22 protein-coding genes are annotated in these 23,390 nt (G+C 54.8%); 11 read left to right on the forward strand and 11 right to left on the reverse strand.

Annotated elements, in window-relative coordinates:
• The first annotated feature begins 75 nt into the window (after positions 1 to 75).
• A complete protein-coding gene (gene ycjG / locus ACRDD5_RS04810) occupies positions 76 to 1,041 on the forward strand; it encodes an L-Ala-D/L-Glu epimerase (RefSeq protein ID WP_438676078.1) in 966 nt (321 codons plus the stop codon).
• On the opposite strand, the gene mpaA is transcribed toward ycjG, so the two are convergent.
• Positions 1,032 to 1,745, reverse strand: coding sequence for a murein tripeptide amidase MpaA (gene mpaA / locus ACRDD5_RS04815; protein WP_438676079.1), 714 nt, complete (start codon positions 1,743 to 1,745; stop codon positions 1,032 to 1,034). The genes ycjG and mpaA overlap by 10 nt on opposite strands.
• A 184-nt stretch (positions 1,746 to 1,929) precedes the next feature.
• On the opposite strand from mpaA, the gene ACRDD5_RS04820 reads away from it, so the two are divergent.
• Entirely contained in the window at positions 1,930 to 3,546 is a 1,617-nt protein-coding gene (locus tag ACRDD5_RS04820; protein WP_438676080.1) for a peptide ABC transporter substrate-binding protein, read from the forward strand.
• Positions 3,547 to 3,609: 63 nt separating this feature from the next.
• Here ACRDD5_RS04820 and ACRDD5_RS04825 read toward each other — a convergent pair whose 3' ends face one another.
• From ACRDD5_RS04825 to ACRDD5_RS04835, 3 genes are all read right to left on the reverse strand, one after another.
• Positions 3,610 to 4,176, reverse strand: coding sequence for a DJ-1/PfpI family protein (locus tag ACRDD5_RS04825; RefSeq protein WP_438676081.1), 567 nt, complete (start codon positions 4,174 to 4,176; stop codon positions 3,610 to 3,612).
• Between the two features lie 46 nt (positions 4,177 to 4,222).
• Complete coding sequence (locus ACRDD5_RS04830; protein ID WP_271284228.1) at positions 4,223 to 5,452, reverse strand: sensor domain-containing diguanylate cyclase; 1,230 nt, start codon at positions 5,450 to 5,452, stop codon at positions 4,223 to 4,225.
• Between the two features lie 96 nt (positions 5,453 to 5,548).
• Complete coding sequence (locus ACRDD5_RS04835) at positions 5,549 to 7,675, reverse strand: putative bifunctional diguanylate cyclase/phosphodiesterase (RefSeq protein ID WP_438676082.1); 2,127 nt, start codon at positions 7,673 to 7,675, stop codon at positions 5,549 to 5,551.
• Between the two features lie 441 nt (positions 7,676 to 8,116).
• On the opposite strand from ACRDD5_RS04835, the gene ACRDD5_RS04840 reads away from it, so the two are divergent.
• The 4 genes from ACRDD5_RS04840 to dbpA all read left to right on the forward strand — a co-directional run bounded on the left by ACRDD5_RS04840 (position 8,117) and on the right by dbpA (position 12,245).
• The gene (locus ACRDD5_RS04840; RefSeq protein WP_438676083.1) at positions 8,117 to 9,247 is read left to right on the forward strand and encodes a methyl-accepting chemotaxis protein; all 1,131 of its coding nucleotides are present in this window, start codon (positions 8,117 to 8,119) and stop codon (positions 9,245 to 9,247) included.
• 153 nt (positions 9,248 to 9,400) lie between these two features.
• Positions 9,401 to 10,384: a zinc transporter ZntB gene (zntB, locus tag ACRDD5_RS04845; protein WP_271284230.1), complete on the forward strand. Its 984-nt coding sequence runs from the start codon at positions 9,401 to 9,403 to the stop codon at positions 10,382 to 10,384.
• Between the two features lie 276 nt (positions 10,385 to 10,660).
• Entirely contained in the window at positions 10,661 to 10,843 is a 183-nt protein-coding gene (gene ynaL, locus ACRDD5_RS04850; RefSeq protein ID WP_438676084.1) for a proline-rich small protein YnaL, read from the forward strand.
• Between the two features lie 28 nt (positions 10,844 to 10,871).
• Positions 10,872 to 12,245: an ATP-dependent RNA helicase DbpA gene (dbpA, locus tag ACRDD5_RS04855; RefSeq protein WP_271284231.1), complete on the forward strand. Its 1,374-nt coding sequence runs from the start codon at positions 10,872 to 10,874 to the stop codon at positions 12,243 to 12,245.
• A 45-nt stretch (positions 12,246 to 12,290) separates the two neighbouring features.
• Here dbpA and ttcA read toward each other — a convergent pair whose 3' ends face one another.
• Positions 12,291 to 13,226: a tRNA 2-thiocytidine(32) synthetase TtcA gene (ttcA, locus tag ACRDD5_RS04860; RefSeq protein WP_271284232.1), complete on the reverse strand. Its 936-nt coding sequence runs from the start codon at positions 13,224 to 13,226 to the stop codon at positions 12,291 to 12,293.
• Between the two features lie 305 nt (positions 13,227 to 13,531).
• On the opposite strand from ttcA, the gene ACRDD5_RS04865 reads away from it, so the two are divergent.
• Positions 13,532 to 14,038: a hypothetical protein gene (locus ACRDD5_RS04865; RefSeq protein WP_438676085.1), complete on the forward strand. Its 507-nt coding sequence runs from the start codon at positions 13,532 to 13,534 to the stop codon at positions 14,036 to 14,038.
• A gap of 45 nt (positions 14,039 to 14,083) precedes the next feature.
• Positions 14,084 to 14,419: a hypothetical protein gene (locus ACRDD5_RS04870; protein ID WP_438676093.1), complete on the forward strand. Its 336-nt coding sequence runs from the start codon at positions 14,084 to 14,086 to the stop codon at positions 14,417 to 14,419.
• Here ACRDD5_RS04870 and ACRDD5_RS04875 read toward each other — a convergent pair.
• From ACRDD5_RS04875 to nifJ, 4 genes are all read right to left on the reverse strand, one after another.
• The gene (locus ACRDD5_RS04875) at positions 14,416 to 14,541 is read right to left on the reverse strand and encodes a hypothetical protein (RefSeq protein ID WP_438676086.1); all 126 of its coding nucleotides are present in this window, start codon (positions 14,539 to 14,541) and stop codon (positions 14,416 to 14,418) included. The genes ACRDD5_RS04870 and ACRDD5_RS04875 overlap by 4 nt on opposite strands.
• A 21-nt stretch (positions 14,542 to 14,562) precedes the next feature.
• On the reverse strand, positions 14,563 to 14,775 hold the full coding sequence (locus ACRDD5_RS04880; RefSeq protein WP_271284235.1) for a KTSC domain-containing protein: 213 nt from the start codon (positions 14,773 to 14,775) through the stop codon (positions 14,563 to 14,565).
• A 200-nt stretch (positions 14,776 to 14,975) separates the two neighbouring features.
• Positions 14,976 to 16,085, reverse strand: a complete 1,110-nt coding sequence (gene ompC, locus ACRDD5_RS04885) for a porin OmpC (RefSeq protein ID WP_271284236.1) — start codon at positions 16,083 to 16,085, stop codon at positions 14,976 to 14,978.
• Positions 16,086 to 16,490: 405 nt separating this feature from the next.
• Positions 16,491 to 20,015 carry a pyruvate:ferredoxin (flavodoxin) oxidoreductase gene (gene nifJ, locus ACRDD5_RS04890; protein ID WP_438676087.1) on the reverse strand — a complete coding sequence of 1,175 codons (3,525 nt, stop codon included), beginning with the start codon at positions 20,013 to 20,015 and terminating at the stop codon, positions 16,491 to 16,493.
• A 267-nt stretch (positions 20,016 to 20,282) separates the two neighbouring features.
• Between nifJ and ACRDD5_RS04895 the strand changes: the two genes are divergently transcribed.
• Positions 20,283 to 20,549, forward strand: coding sequence for a putative hemolysin (locus ACRDD5_RS04895; protein WP_271284238.1), 267 nt, complete (start codon positions 20,283 to 20,285; stop codon positions 20,547 to 20,549).
• Here the strand turns inward: ACRDD5_RS04895 and hslJ are convergent, their stop codons facing one another.
• Positions 20,550 to 20,966, reverse strand: a complete 417-nt coding sequence (gene hslJ, locus ACRDD5_RS04900) for a heat shock protein HslJ (protein WP_438676088.1) — start codon at positions 20,964 to 20,966, stop codon at positions 20,550 to 20,552.
• Between the two features lie 133 nt (positions 20,967 to 21,099).
• Complete coding sequence (locus ACRDD5_RS04905) at positions 21,100 to 22,089, reverse strand: 2-hydroxyacid dehydrogenase (RefSeq protein WP_438676089.1); 990 nt, start codon at positions 22,087 to 22,089, stop codon at positions 21,100 to 21,102.
• Positions 22,090 to 22,427: 338 nt separating this feature from the next.
• On the opposite strand from ACRDD5_RS04905, the gene ACRDD5_RS04910 reads away from it, so the two are divergent.
• Both ACRDD5_RS04910 and ACRDD5_RS04915 read left to right on the forward strand, forming a co-directional pair.
• Positions 22,428 to 22,616 carry a hypothetical protein gene (locus ACRDD5_RS04910; RefSeq protein ID WP_438676090.1) on the forward strand — a complete coding sequence of 63 codons (189 nt, stop codon included), beginning with the start codon at positions 22,428 to 22,430 and terminating at the stop codon, positions 22,614 to 22,616.
• Positions 22,617 to 22,823: 207 nt separating this feature from the next.
• Positions 22,824 to 23,390: intermembrane phospholipid transport protein YdbH family protein (locus ACRDD5_RS04915; protein ID WP_438676091.1), on the forward strand; the 567-nt coding region annotated here is incomplete at its 3' end.

Raw genomic sequence — 23,390 nt, forward strand, 5'->3', positions numbered from 1 at the left:
TCGCCGCTAGTGTATGTCATCAGCTGATAACACGGCAAACGCTATTTACACGAAGTCGCCCTACAGGAGTGAGAGATGAGGACCGTCAAGGTTTACGAAGAGGCCTGGCCATTGCATACGCCGTTTGTCATCTCCCGGGGAACCCGGAGCGAAGCCTGCGTGGTGGTGGTCGAGATCGAAGAAGAGGGTGTGAAAGGGGTTGGCGAATGCACGCCGTATCCTCGCTACGGGGAGAGTATCGCCTCGGTGATGGCCCAGGTGATGTCGCTGGCACCCCAACTGGAGCGCGGGCTGACGCGGGAAGCGCTGCAGGATCTGCTGCCTCCCGGTGCGGCGCGCAATGCTGTTGACAGCGCCCTGTGGGATTTAGCCGCCCGCCAGCAGGGCGTTACGCTTGCCGCACTGACCGGTGCGACGCTGCCGCAGACGGTTGTCACCGCCCAGACGGTGGTGATTGGTGAACCGGCGCAGATGGCGGCCAGTGCCAAAGCGCTGTACGCCGCCGGAGCGCGGCTTCTGAAAGTGAAGCTGGACGATCATTTGATTAGCGAGCGGATGGTAGCCATTCGGGATGCCGTCCCGCAGGCCACGCTGATTGTCGATGCTAACGAATCCTGGCACGGCGAAGGGCTGGCGGCGCGCTGCCAGCTGCTGGCGGATCTGAACGTCGCCATGCTCGAGCAACCCCTGCCAGCCGGGGACGACGCTGCGCTGGAGAATTTCATCCATCCGCTGCCGATCTGTGCCGATGAGAGCTGCCACTCCCGCGCGAGTTTGCCCGCGCTGAAAGGGCGCTACGAGATGGTGAATATTAAGCTGGATAAAACCGGCGGCATCACCGAAGCGCTGGCGCTGGCCACAGAGGCGCGGAGGGGCGGTTTTTCCCTGATGCTCGGCTGCATGCTCTGCACGTCGCGGGCGATTAGTGCTGCCTTACCGCTGGCGGGCGAGGTGATGTTTGCCGATCTCGATGGCCCCACCTGGCTGGCGGTGGATGTCTCCCCCGCGCTGCACTTTACCACCGGCGTGGTTCATCTCTGATGTTCCCAGCGTAACAGCCCGGTCATTGCATTCAGGTACTTCTCGCTGGCCTCGTCTGACGAGATCGGCGGGAACTCGGCGGTAATGCAGTGCAGGCTTAAATCGGCGCACCAGCTGCCAAACGATCCCGGCGTTTCGTATCCGACGCTGGTGACCAGCGGCAGCGAAAACGCATCCGCCAGCCAGCTTCCCAACGGGCTATGGGCGGGATCTTCAATACAGGCCAGCGGATCGTGAAACGACACCACCCAGGCTGGATGCAGCTTATGGATCAATTGACACAGCGCCTGCGTCTCCGGCTCTGAACCGGGCTTTTCCCCCGTCAGCAATACCACATCCCGATCCTGTGCTGCACTGTTCCAGCGGTAGACCGTTTCACCGGCCCGCCAGTTGGCCGCAGGGAAGTTGCGATTTAAATCTACCCCGCGCGCATTCGAACGTAACCCCAGCTGGCAGCCGTCCGGGTTGACGGTCAGCACCACGTGATGGCGCCGCTGTTCCGGGGCCAGGGTTCGCAGCGCGCAGGAGAGGGTTACAATCGATGAGTTCTCGTCGCCGTGGGTGCCCGCGATGATCAGGCCACTGTGGCGATCGGCCTGCGGCGCCGGGAACCAGATTAGCGGCGCACCAAGGAGCGAGCGGCCATAATGTTCTGTTCCCGGCGGAAAAGCGCCGCGTTCCGTTCGTGGGCGGGTAAAGGACATAGAGGTTCCTGAAAAAGAGAGAGTTTAATGGCAGTGTTGTGCAAAACACGCGGTTAATCAAATAGTTTAAGCCCGCAGCGAAATCCGCTATATATCAACTTTTCGACGGAAGATATTTGCATTACCCTGTTCTGAAACAAATAATTACCCTCTGCTCGTTACCCATCCTTTTAAAGGGGATCTCATGAAGCATCCGGTTTCGCTGATTTGTTCTGCCTTGTGGCTCTGCGGCCTCTCTTCTTCCGCCTTTGCGGCTGACGTTCCTGCCGGAACGGAACTGGCGCAAAAGCAGGAGTTGGTGCGCCATATTAAAGATGAACCCGCTTCCCTCGATCCCGCGAAAGCAGTGGGCCTGCCCGAAATTCAGGTGATCCGCGATCTGTTCGAAGGTCTGGTGAATCAGAACGAAAAGGGTGAACTAATGCCCGGCGTCGCCACCCGCTGGCAGAGCAACGATAACCGGGTCTGGACCTTTACCCTGCGCGACAATGCCCAGTGGTCGGACGGCACCCCGGTGACTGCACAAGATTTTGTCTACAGCTGGCAGCGTCTGGTTGATCCTAAAACCACGTCGCCTTTCGCCTGGTTCGCCGCGCTGGCGGGCATCACCAATGCCCAGGCGATTATCGATGGCAAAGCCACGCCGGATAAACTCGGGGTAACGGCGGTCGACAGCCGCACGCTGCGCATCCAGCTTGATAAACCGCTGCCGTGGTTTGCGAACCTGACCGCGAGCTTTGCTTTCTATCCGGTGCAAAAAGCCAACGTCGAGAGCGGCCTCGAGTGGACCCGCCCTGGCGCGCTGGTGGGTAATGGCGCCTATACCCTGAAGGAGCGGGTGGTGAATGAGAAGCTGGTGGTTGAGCGCAACGGCCACTACTGGGATAACGCCAAAACCGTGCTACAGACCGTCACCTTTGTGCCAATTAACCAGGAGTCCTCTGCCACTAAACGCTATCTCGCGGACGGGATCGACATCACCGAATCCTTCCCGAAAAACCTGTACCAGAAGCTGCTGAAAGACATTCCGGGCCAGGTCTATACCCCGCCGCAGCTGGGAACCTACTACTACGCGTTTAATACCCAGAAAGGCCCGACGGCGGATGCCAGGGTACGTCTGGCGCTGAGCATGACCATCGATCGGCGGATCATGGCAGATAAAGTGCTGGGTACCGGCGAGAAGCCTGCATGGCACTTTACCCCTGACGTAACCGCCGGTTTTACCCCGGAGCCGTCGCCATTCGAGCAGATGAGCCAGGAAGAGATGAATGCACAGGCCAAAACCCTGCTGCAGGCGGCGGGCTACAATGCGCAGAAACCGCTGAAGCTGACCCTGCTGTACAACACCTCGGAAAACCACCAGAAGATCGCCATTGCGGTCGCATCGATGTGGAAGAAAAATCTCGGCGTAGAGGTGAAGCTGCAAAATCAGGAGTGGAAAACCTATATCGACAGCCGCAATACCGGCAATTTTGATGTGATCCGCGCCTCGTGGGTCGGGGATTACAACGAGCCGTCAACGTTCCTGTCGTTGCTGACCTCCACCCACACTGGCAACATCTCCCGCTTCAACGATCCGGCGTATGACAAGGTGATTAGCCAGGCGGCGCTGGAGACGACGGTGAAAGCCCGCAATACGGATTACAACATGGCGGAAAAAATTCTCGCCGAAAAAGCGCCGATCGCACCAATCTACCAGTACACCAACGGGCGTTTAATCAAACCCTGGGTGAAGGGGTATCCGATTAATAACCCGGAAGACGTGGCGTACAGCCGCACTATTTATATCGAGAAGCACTAACCGTTAACGCAAAAAAAAGCGCCAGCCTCCGTTGCGAGGCCTGGCGTTTTTTTTATGCCCGATTTACTGCTGCAGCACTTCGGCAAATTTCGCCAGCCATTGGGGATGGGCAGGCCAGGCGGGCGCGGTGACCAGATTACCGTCAACGTGCGCCTGATCGATACCAATGTCGGCATAGTGTCCACCGCTGAGTCGTACCTCTGGCGCGCAGGCCGGGTAGGCGCTGCAGGTGCGGCCTTTCAGGATGCCTGCGGCGGCCAAAAGCTGCGGGCCGTGGCACACGGCGGCAATCGGTTTACCCGCTTTATCAAAGGCCTGTACCAGCTTGATTACATCCTCATTTAAGCGCAGATATTCCGGGGCGCGTCCACCGGGGATTAAGAGAGCGTCATAATCCTGCTCTTTCGCTTCGGCAAAATCGGCGTTGAGAACAAAGCGGTGGCCAGGTTTTTCGCTGTAGGTCTGGGCACCGTCAAAATCATGGATCGCAGTCTGGATGAAATCGCCCTTGGCTTTATCCGGACAGACTGCGTCAACGCGATGGCCAATCATCTGTAGCGCCTGAAAAGGCACCATGGTTTCGTAATCTTCGGCATAATCCCCGACCAGCATCAGAATCTTTTTGCTCATCTAAACCACTCCTCAAGGAATAATACGTAACATACAAAGGATGTTATTACGCGGCCAGCACTCTGTTCCGCCCATCGTTTTTTGCGCGATACAGCGCATCATCTACCCGCTTAAACAGCGCGTCGATATTTTCATCCGGATTATGTCGCGCAACGCCAATACTGACGGTAAAACGCGGCAGGCCCGGGAGTGCAATGTGTGCGACTGCTGCACGCACGGTTTCTGCTACCTGCATGGCCGCCTCCAGCGAGGTGCGGGGCAGCAGCAGCACAAACTCCTCGCCACCCCAGCGGAACACGTAGTCATCTTTTCGACAGGCGCTTTCCAGCATACGCGAGAGGGCGATCAACACCTCATCGCCTTTCTGGTGGCCAAACATATCGTTGATGCGCTTGAAATGATCGGTATCGACCAGCAGCAGGCTGAACTCCTGCTGCACAGGCAGCTGGGATGGCGAGGTTTGATCGGTGAGGTGATAAAACTGGCGGCGATTGAGCAGGCCAGTTAATGAATCGTGCTGGGCGGCGTGCTCCAGCTCCTGCTCGAGCCTTTTTTGTTCGGTGATATCGTGAATGATGCACAGCATCAGCTTGTCGCCGTAAATCTCAATGGGCCCGGCGTAGGTCTGCACGTGGCGGGTACTGCCATCAGCGAGGCGATGGACAAAATTGAGCGGCTTATGTCCGCCTGGCAGACGGGCGATTTCGGCCATTACCGGCAGGATATTGCGGCCCAGGGTGTTTATTTCCCAGGTGTGCTTGCTGCACATCGCATCGTGGGTATAGCCGTAAAAATTGAGCGCGGCGAGGTTAGCATCCACAATCTGCCCGTCGCGGGAGGGGTCGATTAGCAGCATCGGTGCGCTGTTGGTCAGGAAAAACCGGGCGTAAAAACCCTGCTTCTTGCGCTGGTAGGTGGCGGACCGCGTGGCTTTCAGGCCGCCAGGCGGCTGGCGAGCAATCCCTTCGAAGACGATCACCTCGCCGACCCCCTCAAAGGTGGCAAGGGAGAGGCGACAGGTGAGACTAAACTGCTGATTGTGGGGCCCTACCGTCCAGATCTCGACGATATCCTGCTTTATTTTTAAGTCCGGAACGTACATCGACAGGGCATTTTGGGCATGAGCAGAGTTGGGGCCTTTACGCAGGGTATCCAGCGTCGCGTCATGCATTATCTCTTTGGCTGCAGAATTGGCGAACAGCAGATATTCCGTGACCGGCGCGACCAGCCAGACGGGCGTGTTAAGAACATTCAGCGCATCAAACCCTGCTGGCATATGTCGATCCCTTTTATCGGCACAGTGTAAGTGCCAGAGGTCCACGACGGCTCAAGCTCGCGTGGGTTTCTCTGAAACATACTCTACTTCATGCGTTCAGGCAGGATTTTTTTGTGAGATTGCCGGGAAATTCGTATTAATTTTACCAGCTGGAATAGTTTTATTTTCTGCGGTTTTTTGATCGGTTAATACGTGAATTCGGTCGGCGGGGAGCGGGTGAGAAAATAAAAAGCCCTGTAAGTAGCTGCAGCCGAGAGTGGTTAATAGCGCCAGCTGTTCTTGTGTTTCAATACCTTCCGCTACCACATTCATATTCATACTACGGGCAACGTTGATGATGGTCGCTACGACTTTGGCGCTGGTTTCACTGTGACTCATATTTTTAATAAAACTTTTATCAATTTTTAACTCTTTTGCCGGCAGCGTATTTAACATCAACATATTTGAATAGCCAGTGCCGAAATCATCAATAGAAACGGTGATCCCCACTTTGCTGAATTCATCGAGCAGCTGGACGCTGCGGTCGAGGTTTTTAAGGGCGGAGCTTTCGGTCACTTCAACGATCAGGCGTGTGGGTGACAAAGAGTATTTTCGTAAGGCTTCCGTCACCACGAAGAATATATCGGGCTGTTCAAACTGGATGGGCGATAAATTGATCGCCAGTGTCCAGGAATGCCCGGCCTGATCCCAAATCTGCAACTGGCGGCAGGCCTCGTTAATCACCCAGTTGCCTACTGGCATAATCAGACCGGTTTTTTCCAGCGCCGGTAAAAAGGCGGCGGGCGGTAAAATACCCTGTTCCGGATGGCGCCAGCGCAGCAGCGCCTCAAAGCCGATGATATCGTTGCGCTGGGCGCAATACTTGGGCTGATACCAGACTTCAAACTGGCTGCGTGCCAGCGCCAGGGAGAGATCCTGCAGCAGTCCCGGCGTGGCGGAGAGCGCCTGCGACATCCCCACGTGGTAAATGGCCCAGCCGTTACGTCCATCATTTTTGACGTTATACATCGCGGTATCGGCTTTCAGCTTAAGCTCGTGCAGCGTCTGTCCGTGGTCCGGATAGAAGCTGACCCCCGCGCTCAGGGAGATATTCAGCGTATGCCCGCAGAGGTAAAAGGGCTGCTCAATGTCGCTGACCAGGGCAGTGCATAATTCAGTGACCTGGGCAGTGCTGCTGTTGGGACCCAGCACCACAAACTCGTCGCCACCCATCCGGGCGAGGGTCATCTCAGGCGTTAAGTGGGCGTTGATGCGCTGGACGACGTTAATCAGCAGCTCGTCCCCGACAAAATGTCCCCAGGTGTCATTCACGGCCTTAAAGCGATCGAGATCGAGGAAGATAAGCGCGTACATGCTGCCCGCGTCCCTGGCCTGACGCAATCCATCCTGCAGCAGAGAGTCCATCTGATGGCGATTGGCAAGGCCAGTCAGGGCGTCATAGCGCGCCTGGATCTCTAGCTGGTTATTCAGCTGGCGCAGGTTCTCGGTCAGCCGGTGGGTGCGGGTGTGCGAATCGACGAGGGAAATGACCAGCATAATGCCGAGCAACACCAGCGTGGTGGCAGAGACCCAAATCGACAGCCCCGCTTCGCTAACGCCCCCGGCCATCGCGTGCTGACCCGAATGAAAGTTAGCCGCCGCCATGCCGGTATAATGCATGGCGCAGACCGCCGCTCCCATCACCAGCGCGGCAACAATCCGGTTCATCACCGCACCTTTATGATTTTGCCGCAGATGAAAGGCCAGCCACAGACCGACACCCGAGGCGACGATCGAAATAAAAACTGAAAGCAGAACAATTGCGGGGTTCCAGTGGATATCGCTGTGGCTCATCAGGGCGGACATACCGACGTAATGCATCGATACCACCCCTGTACTGAGGATCGCGGTCGCCAGTAACAGGCGCGCAACCGACAGCGAACTGCCTGACACGGCAATATTAATGGCAAGCGTGGTGGCGGCCAGCGAGATGGCAAATGAGAACAGGGTCAGCCCAAGGTCGTAGCTCATCATCACCGGCATGCGCATCGCCAGCATGCCGATAAAATGCATTGACCAGATCCCCACCCCCAGGGTAATCCCGCCGGCGAAACGCCAGAACAGGGACGTATTTTTCCCGGCGAGCAGTACTTTGCCGGCGCTGTCCAGCGCGACAAAAGAGGCAATAAAGGCCACCAGATACGAAATTCCTATCAGAACAGGGTCCCAGGAAATGTACATCATCAGCATTCTCACGCTTAACATTCAGAGAGATAGACAGGCGCCCGCCAGGGACCACGCCGTAAAACGCTATTCTTTATTTCAGGCTTTATCGGATTAATTCCGAGAAAACATTAAGTGTTTTTTACGTGGAACGCCAAGAATATATTCAATATTATAGGGTTTAGCCACACTTAATAATCAGGAGCAGGATGCCGTCTACCGCTTAAGTTAAGATTAATTAATGAGTGTCTTAATCGATATTTACCCGGTTGCATTCAGTAAACAGCGTTAAGCAGTATCTCATGATGATGGTTTTCGCTATCGCGGAGTTAAATCCCACCTTAAGGCAAACTCTTCGCGCTTAACCGCAAAGAAAATACCTATACGAAATGAAGGTGAAAAAATAAATGCCGGGTGCTATAAGTTTTATACCTACTAAGAAAGCGTGTTGCAGGATCTATTATGCTTAGAAACATTAGCGTAAGGACTTTTATTCTGAGTTATCTGGTGATTGTGTTTTTATTAATCGAAGGTCTGGTTCTCTTTTTAGCACAGCGAACATCACTGTTAATTGCACTTAATGTTATTTTTGTCGTTGCCTTTCTTTTCCTGCAGTTTTACATGACTCAATATCTGGTGCGGCCGATCAATACGGTGAAAAAAAGTATTGAAGAGGTGGTCTCCGGCAATCTGGGCGTCACCATTCCTGAATTCGGAAACAACTGTGCGGGCAGGCTGATCCCCGGTATCAACACGCTGTCGGACAACCTTGCGACCCTGGTGCGCGAGATCCGTTCGTCGTCCCAGACGGCGATGACCCTTTCTGAACAACTTGCTGCCCGCAGCACGGCGCTGTCGGCCAAGACGGAATTGCAGTCAGCCTCCCTGATCCAGACCTCCGCCAGCATGGAACAGATGGCGGCCACCACCAAAAATACCGCCGACAACACCCGACTTGCCAACGAACGGGCGAATCTGGCGACCCAGCAGGCGAAAAAAGGGGGCGCGTTGATGGGACAGGTGGCCAACAACATGCACTCGATTACCGAATGTGCCCAACAGATGACCGAAATCATCTCCCTGATTGATGGCATCGCGTTCCAGACCAATATCCTGGCGCTGAATGCCGCCGTTGAAGCCGCGCGCGCAGGCGATCACGGTAAAGGCTTCTCGGTTGTTGCGGGCGAAGTGCGCAGCCTGGCGCACCGCAGCGCGGAAGCGGCCAAAAACATCAAATCCCTGATCGACGTTACCAGCAGCAACGTCAGCCAGGGGGCGACGGTGGTGGCAGAAGCTGAGAAAAATATGCATGAGATCGTCAACGGTTCCGGGCAGGTCAGCAAGCTGATGGACGAAATCTCCACCTCAACGCACGAGCAGGAGAAGGGCATTGCGCAAATCACCGTGGCGCTGAACGATCTGGAGCAGATTACCCAGAGCAACGTGGTGATGGTGGAAGAACTTTCCGGGTCGTCAGCGGTGCTGAAAAGCCAGGTCGTCGAACTGCAGACCCGCACCCGCAACTTCCATCTGGAACCGGGAGGCGCCGTCCAGCCGTTGAGTTATCAAACGCGAGCGGAACACGTCTTCTGATAAAACAGCCTGGTTCGCCAGGCTTTTTTGTCTCTGCAGATTCCGGATTACTCTCTTTTATGAACGAATTCAGCGCGATGCCGGGGTAAATTGTTGATTAACGTCTCAGGGTAGCTAGACTGACAACAATGATTTGCGAATGGTGGAGGCGCTGTGGAAGGCATAAAAGGATCGGAAGTTAACGTTCCTGACGCGGTTTTTGCGTGGTTATTCGATGGCAAAGGCGGAGCCAGACCGCTGACAAACGACGATATTATCGATCAGCAGCATCCCTGCTGGCTGCATCTTAATTATACCCACCCGGAGAGCGCACACTGGCTGGCTACCACGCCGCTGTTACCTAATAACGTGCGCGACGCGCTGGCCGGGGAAAGTCTGCGCCCCCGGGTCACCCGGATGGGCGAAGGCACCTTAATCACTCTGCGCTGTATAAATGGCAGCACCGATGAAAGGCCGGATCAGCTGGTGGCGATGCGCCTCTATATGGATGAGCGCCTGATTGTCTCCACCCGTCAGCGCAAAGTGCTGGCGCTTGATGATGTGGTCGGCGATTTAAGAGAGGGCAGCGGTCCGCAGGATTGCGGTGGCTGGCTGGTGGATGTCTGTGATGCGCTGACCGATCACGCCAGCGAATTTATCGAAGAACTGCACGATAAGATCATTGACCTGGAAGATAACCTGATCGATCAGGTTATCCCGCCTCGCGGATTCCTGGCGCTGCTGCGCAAACAGCTGATCGTGATGCGTCGCTATATGGCCCCCCAGCGCGATGTCTATGCCCGCCTGGCCAGCGAGCGGCTCAGCTGGATGAGTGACGATCAGCGCCGCCTGATGCAGGATATCGCCGACAGGCTGGGGCGAGGTCTTGATGAGATTGACGCCAGTATTGCCCGCACGGCGGTTCTCACCGATGAAATCGCGCAGGTGATGCAAGAATCGCTCTCCCGGCGCACCTATACCATGTCGCTGATGGCGATGGTCTTTTTACCCAGTACCTTCTTAACAGGCCTGTTCGGCGTGAATCTTGGGGGCATCCCCGGTGGAGAGTTCCGCTTTGGCTTCTCGCTGTTTTGTATCATGTTAGTGGTTTTGATTGGGGGTGTTGCGTGGTGGTTGCATCGCAGTAAATGGTTGTAAATTTATACGCTTAGGACTTTCTGAATATCTTAAAACGCCATTTTAATTGAGCGAAGTCAATAAACCGTTTACCCACAAGGTGCACTATCACTCCCGCAGGTGAATGCAACGTCAAGCGATGGGCGTTGCGCTCCATATTGTCTTACTTCCTTTTTTGAATTACTGCATAGCAAAATTGATTCGTACGACGCCGACTTAAATAAGTCGGCTTTTTTTTGCCTGCGACTCAGCAGCGACTACCCTAAAAGAGTCAACCCAGATTGTCTGGAGGGGAATATGTCGATGTTATTATCACTGCTGCTGCAACACACGCGGCAATCGGATCCGGTCCCGACCGACCCGATGCCGATTCCTGAACCGGCTCCGCGTCCACAGCCGATGCCCGATCCGCCGCCCGACGAAGTCCCGATTAAAATGTCGCATCAGAGGCGGAGATCTGCGAGGATACGCGCCTGCTGACTGTGAGCCTTTTACCGCGAGAATAACTGTGACTGCTTTTTCAACGCTGAATGTACTGCCTGCCGCCCAACTCGATAACCTTAACGAGTTGGGTTACCTGACGATGACCCCTGTGCAAGCCGCCGCACTGCCTGCGATCCTTGAAGGACGCGACGTCCGTGTGCAGGCAAAAACCGGCAGTGGTAAAACGGCGGCATTTGGTCTTGGGCTGTTACAGCAGATTGATGCCACCCTGTATCAGACGCAGTCGCTGGTGCTGTGTCCGACGCGCGAGCTGGCCGAACAGGTGGCGGGAGAGTTACGCCGTCTGGCGCGTTTCCTGCCAAATACCAAAATTTTAACCCTGTGCGGCGGACAACCGTTTGGCGCACAGCGTGATTCACTCCAGCACGCGCCGCACATTATTGTCGCCACGCCGGGCCGTTTGCTCGATCACCTGCAGAAGGGTACGGTGTCGCTTGATGCGCTGCAGACACTGGTGCTGGACGAAGCGGACCGCATGCTGGATATGGGCTTTAGCGACGCCATCGATGAAGTGACCCGTTTTGCCCCTCCATCACGTCAAACCTTGCTCTTCTCCGCGACCTGGCCGGAGGCGATTGCCGCCATCAGCGGGCGTGTGCAGCAAAATCCACTGGCGATTGAAATCGACTCCGTGGATGCACTGCCCGCGATTGAGCAGCAATTTTTTGATACCACCCAGCGCGGAAAAATCCCGCTGCTGCAAAAATTACTCAGCCTGCACCAGCCCGCCTCCTGCGTGGTGTTCTGTAATACCAAGAAAGATTGCCAGGCAGTATGCGATGCCCTGACGGAAGCCGGTCAGAGCGTGCTGTCCCTGCATGGCGATCTGGAGCAGCGCGATCGTGACCAGACTCTGGTGCGTTTTGCTAACGGCAGCGCCCGCGTGCTGGTTGCCACTGATGTTGCGGCCCGCGGTCTGGACATCAAATCGCTGGAGCTGGTGGTCAACTTCGAGCTGGCCTGGGATCCGGAGGTTCACGTGCACCGCATCGGGCGTACCGCGCGTGCGGGCAACAGCGGTCTGGCGATCAGCTTCTGTGCTCCGGAAGAGGCGCAGCGTGCTAACATTCTGGCTGAAATGCTGCAGATCAAACTCAATTGGGTAGAGGCGCCTGCCAACGTCGGCATCGTGCCGCTGGCCGCGGAGATGGTAACCCTGTGTATCGACGGCGGTAAAAAAGCCAAAATGCGTCCCGGCGACGTGCTGGGTGCGCTGACCGGTGATATTGGGCTGGACGGTGCGGATATCGGCAAAATTGCCGTACATCCGGCGCACGTGTATGTGGCGGTGCGTCAGTCGGTGGCGAAAAAAGCGTGGAAACAGCTGCAGGACGGCAAGATTAAAGGCAAAAGCTGTAAAGTGCGTCTGCTGAAATAAGCGGGCGGGAAAGCGTCTCAGAGTGACCTCTGAGACGCCTGATAGTTACTTCACTTCAACCACGTTCAGACGCATTTCATCCAGCTGAGTGTCGTCTTCTTCCGGCTGCCAGCCCGCAGGCTGCATCGGGATATCTTCCCGGTCAAACGCCAGATCGCCACCGTCCACGACGGCAGAGCCGTGCTTAATCCCTTTAAAATCAAACAGATTAATATCGCTCAGGTGCGACGGCACCACGTTCTGCATGGCGCTGAACATGGTTTCGATACGTCCCGGGTAGCGTTTATCCCAGTCGCGCAGCATATCGCCAATCACCTGACGCTGCAGGTTTGGCTGCGAACCGCACAGGTTGCATGGAATGATCGGGTAGCCTTTTGCTTCGGCAAAACGCTCAATGTCTTTTTCGCGGCAGTAGGCGAGGGGACGAATAACGATATGCTTCCCGTCGTCGCTCATCAACTTAGGCGGCATGCCTTTCATTTTACCGCCGTAGAACATGTTCAGGAACAGCGTCTGTAAGATGTCGTCACGGTGGTGACCGAGGGCAATCTTGGTCGCGCCCAGTTCAGTCGCCGTGCGGTACAAAATGCCACGACGCAGGCGAGAGCACAGAGAACAGGTGGTTTTGCCTTCCGGGATCTTCTCTTTAACGATGCCGTAGGTGTTCTCTTCGACAATTTTGTACTCAACGCCCAGCTGTTCCAGATATTCCGGCAGGATATGTTCCGGGAAGCCGGGCTGTTTTTGATCCAGGTTGACCGCAACCAGTGAAAAATTGATCGGCGCGCTTTGCTGCAGGTTGCGTAGGATCTCCAGCAGGGTATAGCTGTCTTTGCCACCAGACAGGCAAACCATGATCCGGTCGCCTTCTTCAATCATGTTGTAGTCTGCAATGGCTTCGCCGACGTTGCGGCGCAGACGCTTCTGTAATTTGTTCAGGTTGTACTGGTCTTTCTTGGTAATATCTTGATTTTGCGACATTTAATAATGGCTCAATTCGTTCGTGGCAAACGCCGTGCATGCCGCCCAGCGTTCAGACGGGGGGACTGCAGGTCAACATGAAAAAGTATGGCGTGTATGGTACGGATTACGGCGATGAATGTCAGCACGTTTTATATCTGGCCCGGCATACACCCGCGCAAACTCAGTAACTAGTACGGTGCCCTCATCGCGCAATCATTATAAAGGCTCATGTGTTAATGCCAACGTCGCCTGTACGCTTGAACAGGGGCAGGTACTAAATGTGCCAGGAAATCAAACAGGATTGACACATTGAGGCGATAACTATGAATAAGCGATGGCATTTGATGTTTGGCGTTGTTGTTTTGCTTGCAGGGTACTCATCAGCACAGGCGAACACCACGGCGTTAGGATTGACCCTGGGGCAAACCACACTCAATCAGTTTACGAAAGCCTGGCCGTCGGCTCAGCATGAAGGGCGCAGCAAGTGGGGCGAGGGGGATATCTACTCAATCCCGACAAACGAGCTGGTGCTGGAAGGGATCAAAAACAATGCGGTTATCTTCAATAAAGCGGGGAGAGTGACTGCTGTAGTCATTGATATCGACAAGAATAAATTCGACCAAATGCACCAGATGCTGTCGCAAAAATACACGGTGCGAAAACATAACATCTCAGTGGTAGGGGATAAATACGCCAGGTACGAAAATGATAACGATGTGATTGAGCTCGACGCCCCCCATCTGTCCACAGAAATGACGCTTACCTACTCGGAAAAAATGTTTCAGGAGGCTTATCTTAAAAAGAGCGCCGAACAGTTGGATAAGCGCTGAGTTTTACCGATACTGTTTTGATTTGGTGGAAAAGGACAGGACATGATCGATTTGTCGCCGCTGGGGCATGCTCTCGCGGCTGTTGTACTGCAGTGTATATTTGGTATCACGCGCGGAAGATGGGCGATTGGTGGCGCGATAGGGTGCATCTGGTTCATCGCCAGAGAACACACCCAGGCTGAGTATCGTTGGATCGCCCTGTTTGGCCACGGTAAGCGCGCTAACATGCCGTGGTACGGCGGTTTTGATTACCGGGTATGGAATATAAGCAGTCTGCTGGACTGGCTGGTGCCGGTCGCCGCCTGCATCATCCTTTTTTTGCTGATTCGCGCTCAGAAGAGAATCGCGACTTATCGCGCGCTTAGCAGCCCAGATGATTAATTGTTATCAAGAATAAGAAGGGCTTCACCGAGATGACCGACAATATTGGCAACATCGAAAATGAGCGCAAACCACAGGCAGGTGAGTAAGGTCAGCGCGGCCAGCGCAATGTGATTAAACATACCAGGCATCCTAAGGATATTTCAGGCAATTTTGGTTTCTTTAAATTTGCCTTTAACTACCCCGTCATAGAAGCGACCCTTAGAAACCACGTTCAAAAAATCGTTAAAAATCCGTACCGGGACGCTCTGATATTGCCAGGCGCTCCGATCGCGAAAGCGGATCTCAAGCGTCTCGCTACATTTATCGTAAGCAATAGAGGCGATACGGGAAGATTTAACAGCGTGGTGGATCACAATAGCGGGTCCTTTACAGCAGTGCAGACATGCGATTTATCTTGTATCAAATGGCCAGGGTGGCGCAACAAAAAGTGTGAAAAAGATGGCATGTCAGCGCGAAAGGATATGAACAAAAATTCATCAGGCGGATGGGGAAATAAGCAAACTATTTTAAGAATAAAAAGAGAAAGCCCGCGTCGTTACGCGGGCTAATATCATCAGAACTGGTAAACCAGACCGAGTGCGACGATGTCATCGGTACCGATGCCATTATCTTTGTAGAACTGATCGTCTTCATCCAGCAGGTTAATTTTATAATCAACGTAGGTGGACATATTTTTGTTGAAGTAGTAAACCGCGCCCACTTCAGCATATTTAACCAGATCCTGATCGCCTTGACCGTTGCCGAGATCTTTACCTTTAGACTGCAGATAAGAAACAACCGGACGCAGACCGAAGTCGAACTGGTACTGTGCCGTCACTTCAAAGTTCTGCGTTTTATTCGCTACCGCGTCATCGTTATCACCGTAAGGGGTCATGTTACGGGTTTCAGAATACATGGTCGCCAGGTAGATATTATTGGCATCGTATTTCAGGCCGGTGGTCCATGCATCGGCTTTATCGCCACCCGCTGTGGTCTGATTTATCTGCTGGTTAGTACGGTCAGAAGAGGTATATGCCGCACCTGCACTGAAGCCCATGCCGAAATCATACGTTGAGGAGATACCAAAACCGTCGCCGTTCTGATTGCGTGCGCCGCGACCGTTGTTGGTGCCTTCGTTACCGTTACCGGCACTTTCGTTATTGCCCTGATACTGCAATGCGAAGTTCAGGCCCTCAACCAGACCATAGAAGTCAGAATTACGGTAGGTCGCTACGCCGTTCGCACGGCCGGTCATGAAGTTGTCAGCCTTGGTATAGGTGTCGCCGCCGAACTCTGGCAGCATATCGGTCCAGCCTTCAACGTCGTACAGAACGCCGTAGTTACGACCATAATCGAATGAACCGTACTGGTCGAATTTCAGGCCAGCAAATGCCAGACGGGTCCAGGACTGGTTACCGGAACCTTCGGTGTTGTTAGCCTGGATGTTATATTCCCACTGGCCGTAACCGGTCATCATGTCGTTAATCTGGGTTTCGCCTTTAAAGCCCAGACGCACATAGGTCTGATCGCCATCAGCGCCGCTGTCGTCAGAGAAATAGTGCAGGCCATCAACCTTGCCGTACAGATCTAATTTATTACCGTCTTTATTATAAACTTCAGCGGCATTTACTGCACCCGCCATCAGCAGGGCTGGGATCATCAGAGCCAGTACTTTTCTTTGCATTGTGACTATTCCTTATGCTGTTTTTATAGTTAATAAGTTTAAAACTTTCCATTGAACTTTCTGCGATGGAAAGATGTCACATGCTAAATCACTCCCTCCTACTCCTTATAAAGTATAATTGTTACTAATTAAGTGAAATCTAAAGAATTTGCTGCAAATGAAATGATCATAAGTTTGATGAATGAGTTTGGCTGGTTTATATAAAATAAAAATTATTCTTTACCCGATGAGCGCAGTAAACTCTGGTCCGTTATATGCCTGAGGACGTCTTATCCATTTATTGAATAAATGCATTTTAAGAAATTAACCTGTTATTTATTTCTTTTAGGACCAGCCCAGCGTTAATTCGTTGGGCTTTTTTTATGCAGAAATATACGCCCGGGCATAATGCGCCGGGCGAAGGGGTTATTCGCCGACCGGTTTTTCGGCTTTACCGGCCATTTGTGCCAGGAAGTCGTAGCGCTTTTGCAGATCGGCAGCAGCATCTTTCCATAACTGCTCTGCTACCTCAGGCTGCTGGGCATTAAGACGACGGAAGCGTTGCTCCTGCATCAGCGTCTCCGCCAGCGCATCGGACGGCGGACGCGAGTCCAGCGCCAGCGGCAGTTTACCTTCATCAGCGCGACGCGGATCGAAGCGATACAGCGGCCAGAAGCCGGTTGCCGTCAGTTGGCGCATCTGATCGTGGCTGAGCGCCAGATCGTAACCATGCTCTTCGCAAGGGCTATAGGCGATGATCAGCGACGGGCCCGGATAGGATTCCGCTTCCTGGATGGCTTTCACGGTCTGGTTAAGCTGTGCCCCCAGCGAAATCTGCGCCACATACACATGGCCGTACATCATCATGCTGACGCCCAGATCTTTGCGCGATTTACGTTTACCGTGCTCACCGAACTTGGTTACCGCGCCCAGCGGCGTTGCTTTCGATGCCTGGCCACCGGTGTTGGAATAACACTGGGTATCCAGCACCAGAATGTTCACGTTCTCGGTCAGGCTGAGGACGTGGTCCAGGCCGCCAAAGCCGATGTCATAGGCCCAGCCGTCACCGCCAATCAGCCAGATCGATTTCTCGACCAGCGCATCAGCATCGGTTAACAGCTGCTGTGCGCCTTCGACGCCCGCCAGCGCCTGACGCAGCTCCGCCACCTGCTGGCGACGCACGTCCGGTGTGGCTTCGCTGTGCAGGGCCTCGTTTAACGCGGCTGGGATCTGGTCCGCAAACTGTGCCAGCAGACGCATCACCCGCACGCGGTGCTGATCGACCGTCAGGCGGAAGCCCAGGCCAAATTCGGCGTTATCTTCGAACAAGGAGTTTGCCCACGCCGGACCGCGACCGTTAGCGTCGGTGGTGTACGGCGTCGAGGGCAGGTTACCGCCATAAATCGACGAACAGCCGGTGGCGTTAGCGATCAACATTCTGTCACCGTACAGCTGGGTCAGCAGCTTGATGTACGGCGTTTCACCGCAGCCGGAACAGGCACCAGAGTATTCAAACAGCGGGGTGATCAGCTGCGAAGTCCGGATATCGATACGCTCAAGGGCATTGCGATCGATTTCCGGCAGGTCGAGGAAGAAGTCGTAATTCACTTTCTCCTCTTCCACATGCTCAAGGCGCGACATCATATTGATGGCCTTGATTTCCGGGTTCTGCCTGTCTTTCGCCGGGCACACTTCCACGCACAGGTTACAGCCGGTGCAGTCTTCCGGCGCGACCTGCAGAACATATTTCTGTCCGCGCATATCGCGGGATTTCACATCCAGCGAGTGCAGGCTGGCTGGCGCGTTTTCCATGGCCTCCGGGGAAACCACTTTAGCGCGAATCGCAGAGTGCGGGCAGGCCGCCACGCAGTGGTTACACTGGGTACACAGTTCCTCTTTCCAGATCGGGATGGCTTCGGCGATGTTGCGTTTTTCCCAGCGGGTGGTGCCCATTGGCCAGGTGCCGTCCGGCGGCAGGGCGGAGACGGGCAGGGCGTCCCCCAGTCCGGCCAGCATGGCGGCAGTAACGGTTTTGACAAAATCGGGTGCGGCGTCGGAGACCACCGGCGGACGGTTCGGGCTGTGCGCATTTACCGGCTGGAGTGGCACTTCGGCCAGCGACTCGCGAGCCAGCGCCAGCGCCTGCCAGTTACGTTCAACCAGCTCCTGCCCTTTGCTGCTGTAGCTTTTGGCGATCGCGCCCTGCAGCTCCATCAGGGCGCTGTCCCCCGGCAGGATCTTCGTCAGGTGGAAAAACGCCATCTGCATGACGGTGTTGATACGCGCCGCCAGGCCGCACTCGCGGGCGATTTTCGCCGCGTTGACCACGAAGAGCTTCGCTTTTTTCTGGTTCAGCACCGCCTGCACTTCCTGCGGCAGTCGGGCCCAGACTTCGTCGGCGCTGTACGGGGTGTTCAGCAGGAAAATACCGCCCGGTTTCAGGCGCTCGGCCATCTGATATTTATCGATAAACTGCAGCTGGTGGCAGCCAACGAAATCAGCCTGCGAAATCAGGTACGCTGAGCGGATCGGTTGTTCGCTGACGCGCAGGTGAGACACGGTCAGGCCGCCGGCTTTTTTCGAGTCATAGACGAAATAACCCTGCGCATACCACGGCGTCGAGTTACCAATAATTTTGATGTTGTTTTTGGTGGCCGACACGCTGCCGTCGCTGCCCAGACCGTAGAACAGCGCTTCGAGCTTAGCTTTCGAAGGCAGGGTGTTTTCCGGTAACGACAGAGAGAGAGTGGTCACATCGTCATAAATACCGACGGTAAAGCGCGGTTTAGGTTTTGCGGTGCTGAGCTCGTTGAAGATGGCCAACACGCAGTCCGGGCCAAACTCCTTAGACGACAGTCCGTAACGCCCGCCAATCACTCGCGGCAGCGTCTCGCGCTCGCCGCTGTTAAAGGCTTCGGCCAGGGCGGTCATCACGTCCAGATACAGCGGTTCGGCATGCGCGCCAGGCTCTTTGGTACGATCCAGTACGGCGACGGTACGTGCGCTTTCCGGCAGCACCGACAGCAGATGTCGGGCCGAGAACGGGCGATAGAGTCGCACTTTCAGCACGCCGACCTTTTCGCCCCGGCCCAGCAGCTCGTCCACCACCTCTTCACAGGTACCGATGGCAGACCCCATGATCACGATAACGCGCTCGGCCTGCGGATGACCGTAAAACTCAAACGGTTTGTACTCACGCCCGGTTTCGGCGGCAAAGTCCGCCATCGCCTGGTCGACGTGGTCATAAACGGCGTTGTACCACGGGTTGGTGGCCTCGCGGGACTGGAAATAGGTATCCGGATTGGCGGAGGTGCCGCGGATCACCGGATGTTCCGGATTCAGCGCGCGGGCGCGGTGTGCATCAATTTCCGCCTGCGGAAGCAGCTTCATAATCGTGTTGTCAGACAGCGGCACGATTTTGTTAATTTCATGGGAAGTGCGAAAACCGTCGAAGAAATGGATAAACGGCACGCGGCTATTCAGCGTGGCCATATGCGAGATCAGCGCAAAATCCTGTGCCTCCTGCACGCTGCTGGCGCAGAGCATCGCGCAGCCGGTCTGGCGGACGGCCATGACGTCAGAGTGATCGCCAAAAATCGACAGGGCGTGGGTGGCGATGGTGCGTGCCGCAACGTGCAGTACAAAGGGGGTGAGCTGACCCGCCAGCTTGTACAGCGTTGGGATCATCAACAGCAGCCCCTGGGACGAGGTAAACGACGTCGACAGGGCCCCGGTTTGCAGCGCCCCGTGGACGGTGGCAATCGCACCGGCTTCGGACTGCATTTCGACCACGCGTGGGACATCGCCCCAGACGTTTTTCAGCCCATTGCCCGCCCAGGCGTCAGCCTGTTCCGCCATGGCTGAACTCGGGGTAATCGGGTAGATGGCGATGACTTCACTGGCGCGGAACGCGACGGACGCGACTGCGCCATTCCCGTCAATAGTTTGCATATGACACCCTTACATTGCGCAAAGAAAAAGGGACCCGTGATACAACGACGGATCCTGTAGTTATCTTTATATTTTAGCAAAGGCGGGCTTTTTCGATTTTCGCTTTTGTGTCCTGCGCATTCACGCCATCACGGGTTTGATCAAACTTTTGCCTGAAATCAGGCGCTATTTGTTTTGACAGCGCAGAAAAACGCAGCGTCGCTCTCGACGGCAAGGGGCGGGATGCCTATTATGCATAGGTTTCGCAATTTAATGTGGGGAGAGATTATGCGCGCAGGATTTTGGATTGGGTGTGCCGCTTTGTTACTGTCGGCCTGTAGTAATGAACCTGTTCAGCAGGCCACCGCCGCGCACGTCGCGCCGGGAATGAGAGCGGCGATGTCCAACTCCGGACAAGCTAACTGCGCCATGATTGGCGGCTCAATGTCCGTTGCGCGTCAGCTGGATGGCTCAGCCATCGGCATGTGCGCGCTGCCAAACGGCAAACGTTGCAGTGAGCAGTCGCTTGCCGTCGGATCCTGCGGGAACTACTGATTACTCTGCGCGTTTAAACACCATCGTGGTGTCGGCGGTGGCCAGCGTGAGCTGATCTTCGGTCAAATCGACCTGTGTACCGTTGCGCAGCATGGTGCCAATGGCGTGATCCAGTTCGTTCAACTCCGGCTCGGCGCAGAGTTTACGCGTCATGGCGAGCGCGTTGACCTTTAGCTCCCCGTCAGACAGCTTGCCCTGACCGCTAAAGCGGTTGCACATTACGCCTGAGATGGCCATGTCTTCCCCGAAGGCAATCTCAGGTGCAGGCGTCATCCCCGGAGTGATGGCTTTGCCGTTAATATTCTCCAGAACAAAACGATGCTTCTGAAGTTGTTCTTCCTGCACAGAGGCTTTCCCCGGATTTACACAGCCAGCCAGCGCCATGCTCAGGATCGTTACTGCAACGAGCGTCTTCATGTTTCTTCTCAATGTATTCACTTCACAAATAGCTACAGCATAGTTTATGGCCGGGAAGGATTTTGTCTTGCAGGAAAATCTGAAAATGGGGAGCGAAAAGGCTCTCTCCGTGCGAAGAGAGCCTGGTGATAAATCAGGCCAGTTCGTTCGGGCTGGCTTCGCCGTTTTCCAGCTGGCGCAGATTACCGAGCGTGGTTTCTGAAATGCTGATCAGCGCCTCGGCGGTCAAAAACGCCTGGTGGCCGGTAAACAGCACGTTGTGGCAGGCGGACAGACGGCGGAACACGTCATCCTGGATCACATCGTTAGACTTATCTTCAAAGAACAGGTCACGTTCGTTTTCGTAAACGTCCATTCCCAGCGCGCCGATTTTTTGCGTTTTCAGCGCTTCAATCGCGGCTTGAGAATCAATCAATCCCCCGCGGCTGGTATTGATGATCATCACCCCGTCCTTCATCTGCGCAAAGGCGGCGTCGTTCAGCAGATGGTAGTTGTCTGCCATCAGCGGGCAGTGCAGGGAGATCACGTCGGACTGGGCGAACAGGGTCGGCAGATCCACATACTCCACGCCCAGCTCCAGCGCTGCCGCACTTGGGTAGGGGTCGGAGGCCAGCAGGCGCATACCGAAACCTTTCAGAATACGCAGCGTCGCCACGCCAATTTTACCGGTGCCGATCACCCCGGCGGTTTTGCCATACATCGTAAAACCGGTCAGGCCTTCCAGCGAGAAGTTGGCATCACGGGTACGTTGGTAAGCACGGTGAATGCGTCGGTTTAAGGACATCATCATGCCGACAGCATGTTCGGCTACCGCTTCAGGCGAGTAGGCCGGGACGCGAACCACTTTCAGACCCAGCTCTTTCGCCGCATCCAGATCCACGTTGTTAAAGCCCGCGCAGCGCAGCGCAATATACTTAACACCATGCTTTTTCAGCTCTTCCAGCACTGGACGGCTGCCGTCGTCATTAACGAAAATACAGACCGCTTCACAACCGTGCGCGGTTTTCGCCGTTTTTTCGTTCAGCAGAAAGTCGAAAAATTCAAGTTCGAAGCCATACTCCTCGTTAACATGTTGCAGATACTTTTTGTCGTACTGCTTTGTGCTATAAATCGCGAGTTTCATGAGACTTTCTCCAGTGATTTTGGAACTACGTTAGCATGATTAAAATAATCTTACAATTTTTAAAATATTATTGATTTCAATAAGTTCTGATAATGATTTTACATCATCTCCGGGCAATAACTCTATGATCATCAAACTGAAGCGCTTTCATTGGCCGCGCGATCCCGTCACCAATAGGGACGATCCGCTGTGCTTTCCAGCGTGCGCGCTATAACCTTAGAAAAAACAGCAGCCTGAAGTGAATACTCAACCGCTCCGCTCGATATAAACATAAGCATAACTTATAGTTTTAGGGTGGCGATGTGCTGCATTAACAACCGAAATTTGACGGAGGCTTTATGGCTGATCGTCCAGATTATATTGATCCTGTTCCTGATGATTCCCCATTGCCGGGTGTCGGCGACCCGCTTCCTGGTGTAAACGATCCTGTTCCTGGTGACGTCGACCCGCTTCCCGGGGAAGATATCCCTGATGTGAATGACCCGCTGGATCCTGATGACCCAGATGGGATCAGAAGACCGCTTTAGATACGATTAATAAACCGCCTTCATTCAGGCGGTTTTTTTATGGCTGTGATTGCCCCCCATCTACTGACGATAAGGCCAGCAAAACGCGAGCAGACCGCGTTATCGCATCTATTCTTACAATGGCCTTCGCTTCAACTGTCTGGCGAAACATGCCACACTATCCGGCAAAACCGGCTAATTTTCGCTAAATCAGGATATTGACTGCCCATGAAGGGTAAATACAAAGCCGCGATCGCGCTTTTACTGTTAATCATTTTATTGCCGCTGACGCTGCTGCTTACGCTCGCGCAATGGGTACCCACTCTGGCCGGGGTCTGGCTACCCGCGGGCACCCGAATCGCCTTTGAAAAAAGCCCGCGCCTGACCCGTAATGCACTGGTGATTTCCGATCTGCGCTATCTGGTGGATGACTGCGAAATTGCCCGCGTTGAAGATGCTACCCTCAGCCACCCGAGCCGCTGGAAAATCACCATTGCCGGGCTGGATCTTAACAGCGCCTGCCTGAGTAAAATCCCCGCCAGCGAGCCAACGCCCGCCGCGCCGAAAACCCTCGCCGAATGGCAATCGATGCTGCCCAATACCTGGCTGACCATCGACCGCCTGACGCTCTCGCCCTGGCAACAGTGGCAGGGCAAACTGACCGCGTCGTTGACCCCGACGGTGCAGGATATTCGCTACGACGGCGACCAGTTCAGCCTGCGCGGCAAGCTGCAGGGCCGCGTCTTAACCATCAGTGATGTGAGTCTTAATCTGCCCGACGTCAGGCAGCCCGTT

The sequence above is a fragment of the Silvania sp. genome, assembly GCF_051656365.1.
In the GTDB taxonomy this organism is placed as follows: Bacteria; Pseudomonadota; Gammaproteobacteria; order Enterobacterales; family Enterobacteriaceae; genus Enterobacter; species Enterobacter hatchlandensis.

What these genes read in the sequence shown, in the direction of transcription:
- ACRDD5_RS04820 (WP_438676080.1), top strand. Translation starts at nt 1,930, where the DNA reads ATGAAGCATCCGGTTTCGCTGATTTGTTCTGCCTTGTGGCTCTGCGGC.
- ynaL (WP_438676084.1), top strand. Translation starts at nt 10,661, where the DNA reads ATGTCGATGTTATTATCACTGCTGCTGCAACACACGCGGCAATCGGAT.
- ACRDD5_RS04910 (WP_438676090.1), top strand. Translation starts at nt 22,428, where the DNA reads ATGGCTGATCGTCCAGATTATATTGATCCTGTTCCTGATGATTCCCCA.
- ACRDD5_RS04835 (WP_438676082.1), bottom strand. Translation starts at nt 7,675, where the DNA reads ATGATGTACATTTCCTGGGACCCTGTTCTGATAGGAATTTCGTATCTG.
- ompC (WP_271284236.1), bottom strand. Translation starts at nt 16,085, where the DNA reads ATGCAAAGAAAAGTACTGGCTCTGATGATCCCAGCCCTGCTGATGGCG.
- mpaA (WP_438676079.1), bottom strand. Translation starts at nt 1,745, where the DNA reads ATGTCCTTTACCCGCCCACGAACGGAACGCGGCGCTTTTCCGCCGGGA.
- ACRDD5_RS04895 (WP_271284238.1), top strand. Translation starts at nt 20,283, where the DNA reads ATGCGCGCAGGATTTTGGATTGGGTGTGCCGCTTTGTTACTGTCGGCC.
- ACRDD5_RS04905 (WP_438676089.1), bottom strand. Translation starts at nt 22,089, where the DNA reads ATGAAACTCGCGATTTATAGCACAAAGCAGTACGACAAAAAGTATCTG.
- ACRDD5_RS04830 (WP_271284228.1), bottom strand. Translation starts at nt 5,452, where the DNA reads ATGCCAGCAGGGTTTGATGCGCTGAATGTTCTTAACACGCCCGTCTGG.
- hslJ (WP_438676088.1), bottom strand. Translation starts at nt 20,966, where the DNA reads ATGAAGACGCTCGTTGCAGTAACGATCCTGAGCATGGCGCTGGCTGGC.
- ycjG (WP_438676078.1), top strand. Translation starts at nt 76, where the DNA reads ATGAGGACCGTCAAGGTTTACGAAGAGGCCTGGCCATTGCATACGCCG.
- ACRDD5_RS04865 (WP_438676085.1), top strand. Translation starts at nt 13,532, where the DNA reads ATGAATAAGCGATGGCATTTGATGTTTGGCGTTGTTGTTTTGCTTGCA.
- ACRDD5_RS04875 (WP_438676086.1), bottom strand. Translation starts at nt 14,541, where the DNA reads ATGTTTAATCACATTGCGCTGGCCGCGCTGACCTTACTCACCTGCCTG.
- nifJ (WP_438676087.1), bottom strand. Translation starts at nt 20,015, where the DNA reads ATGCAAACTATTGACGGGAATGGCGCAGTCGCGTCCGTCGCGTTCCGC.
- ACRDD5_RS04840 (WP_438676083.1), top strand. Translation starts at nt 8,117, where the DNA reads ATGCTTAGAAACATTAGCGTAAGGACTTTTATTCTGAGTTATCTGGTG.
- ttcA (WP_271284232.1), bottom strand. Translation starts at nt 13,226, where the DNA reads ATGTCGCAAAATCAAGATATTACCAAGAAAGACCAGTACAACCTGAAC.
- ACRDD5_RS04825 (WP_438676081.1), bottom strand. Translation starts at nt 4,176, where the DNA reads ATGAGCAAAAAGATTCTGATGCTGGTCGGGGATTATGCCGAAGATTAC.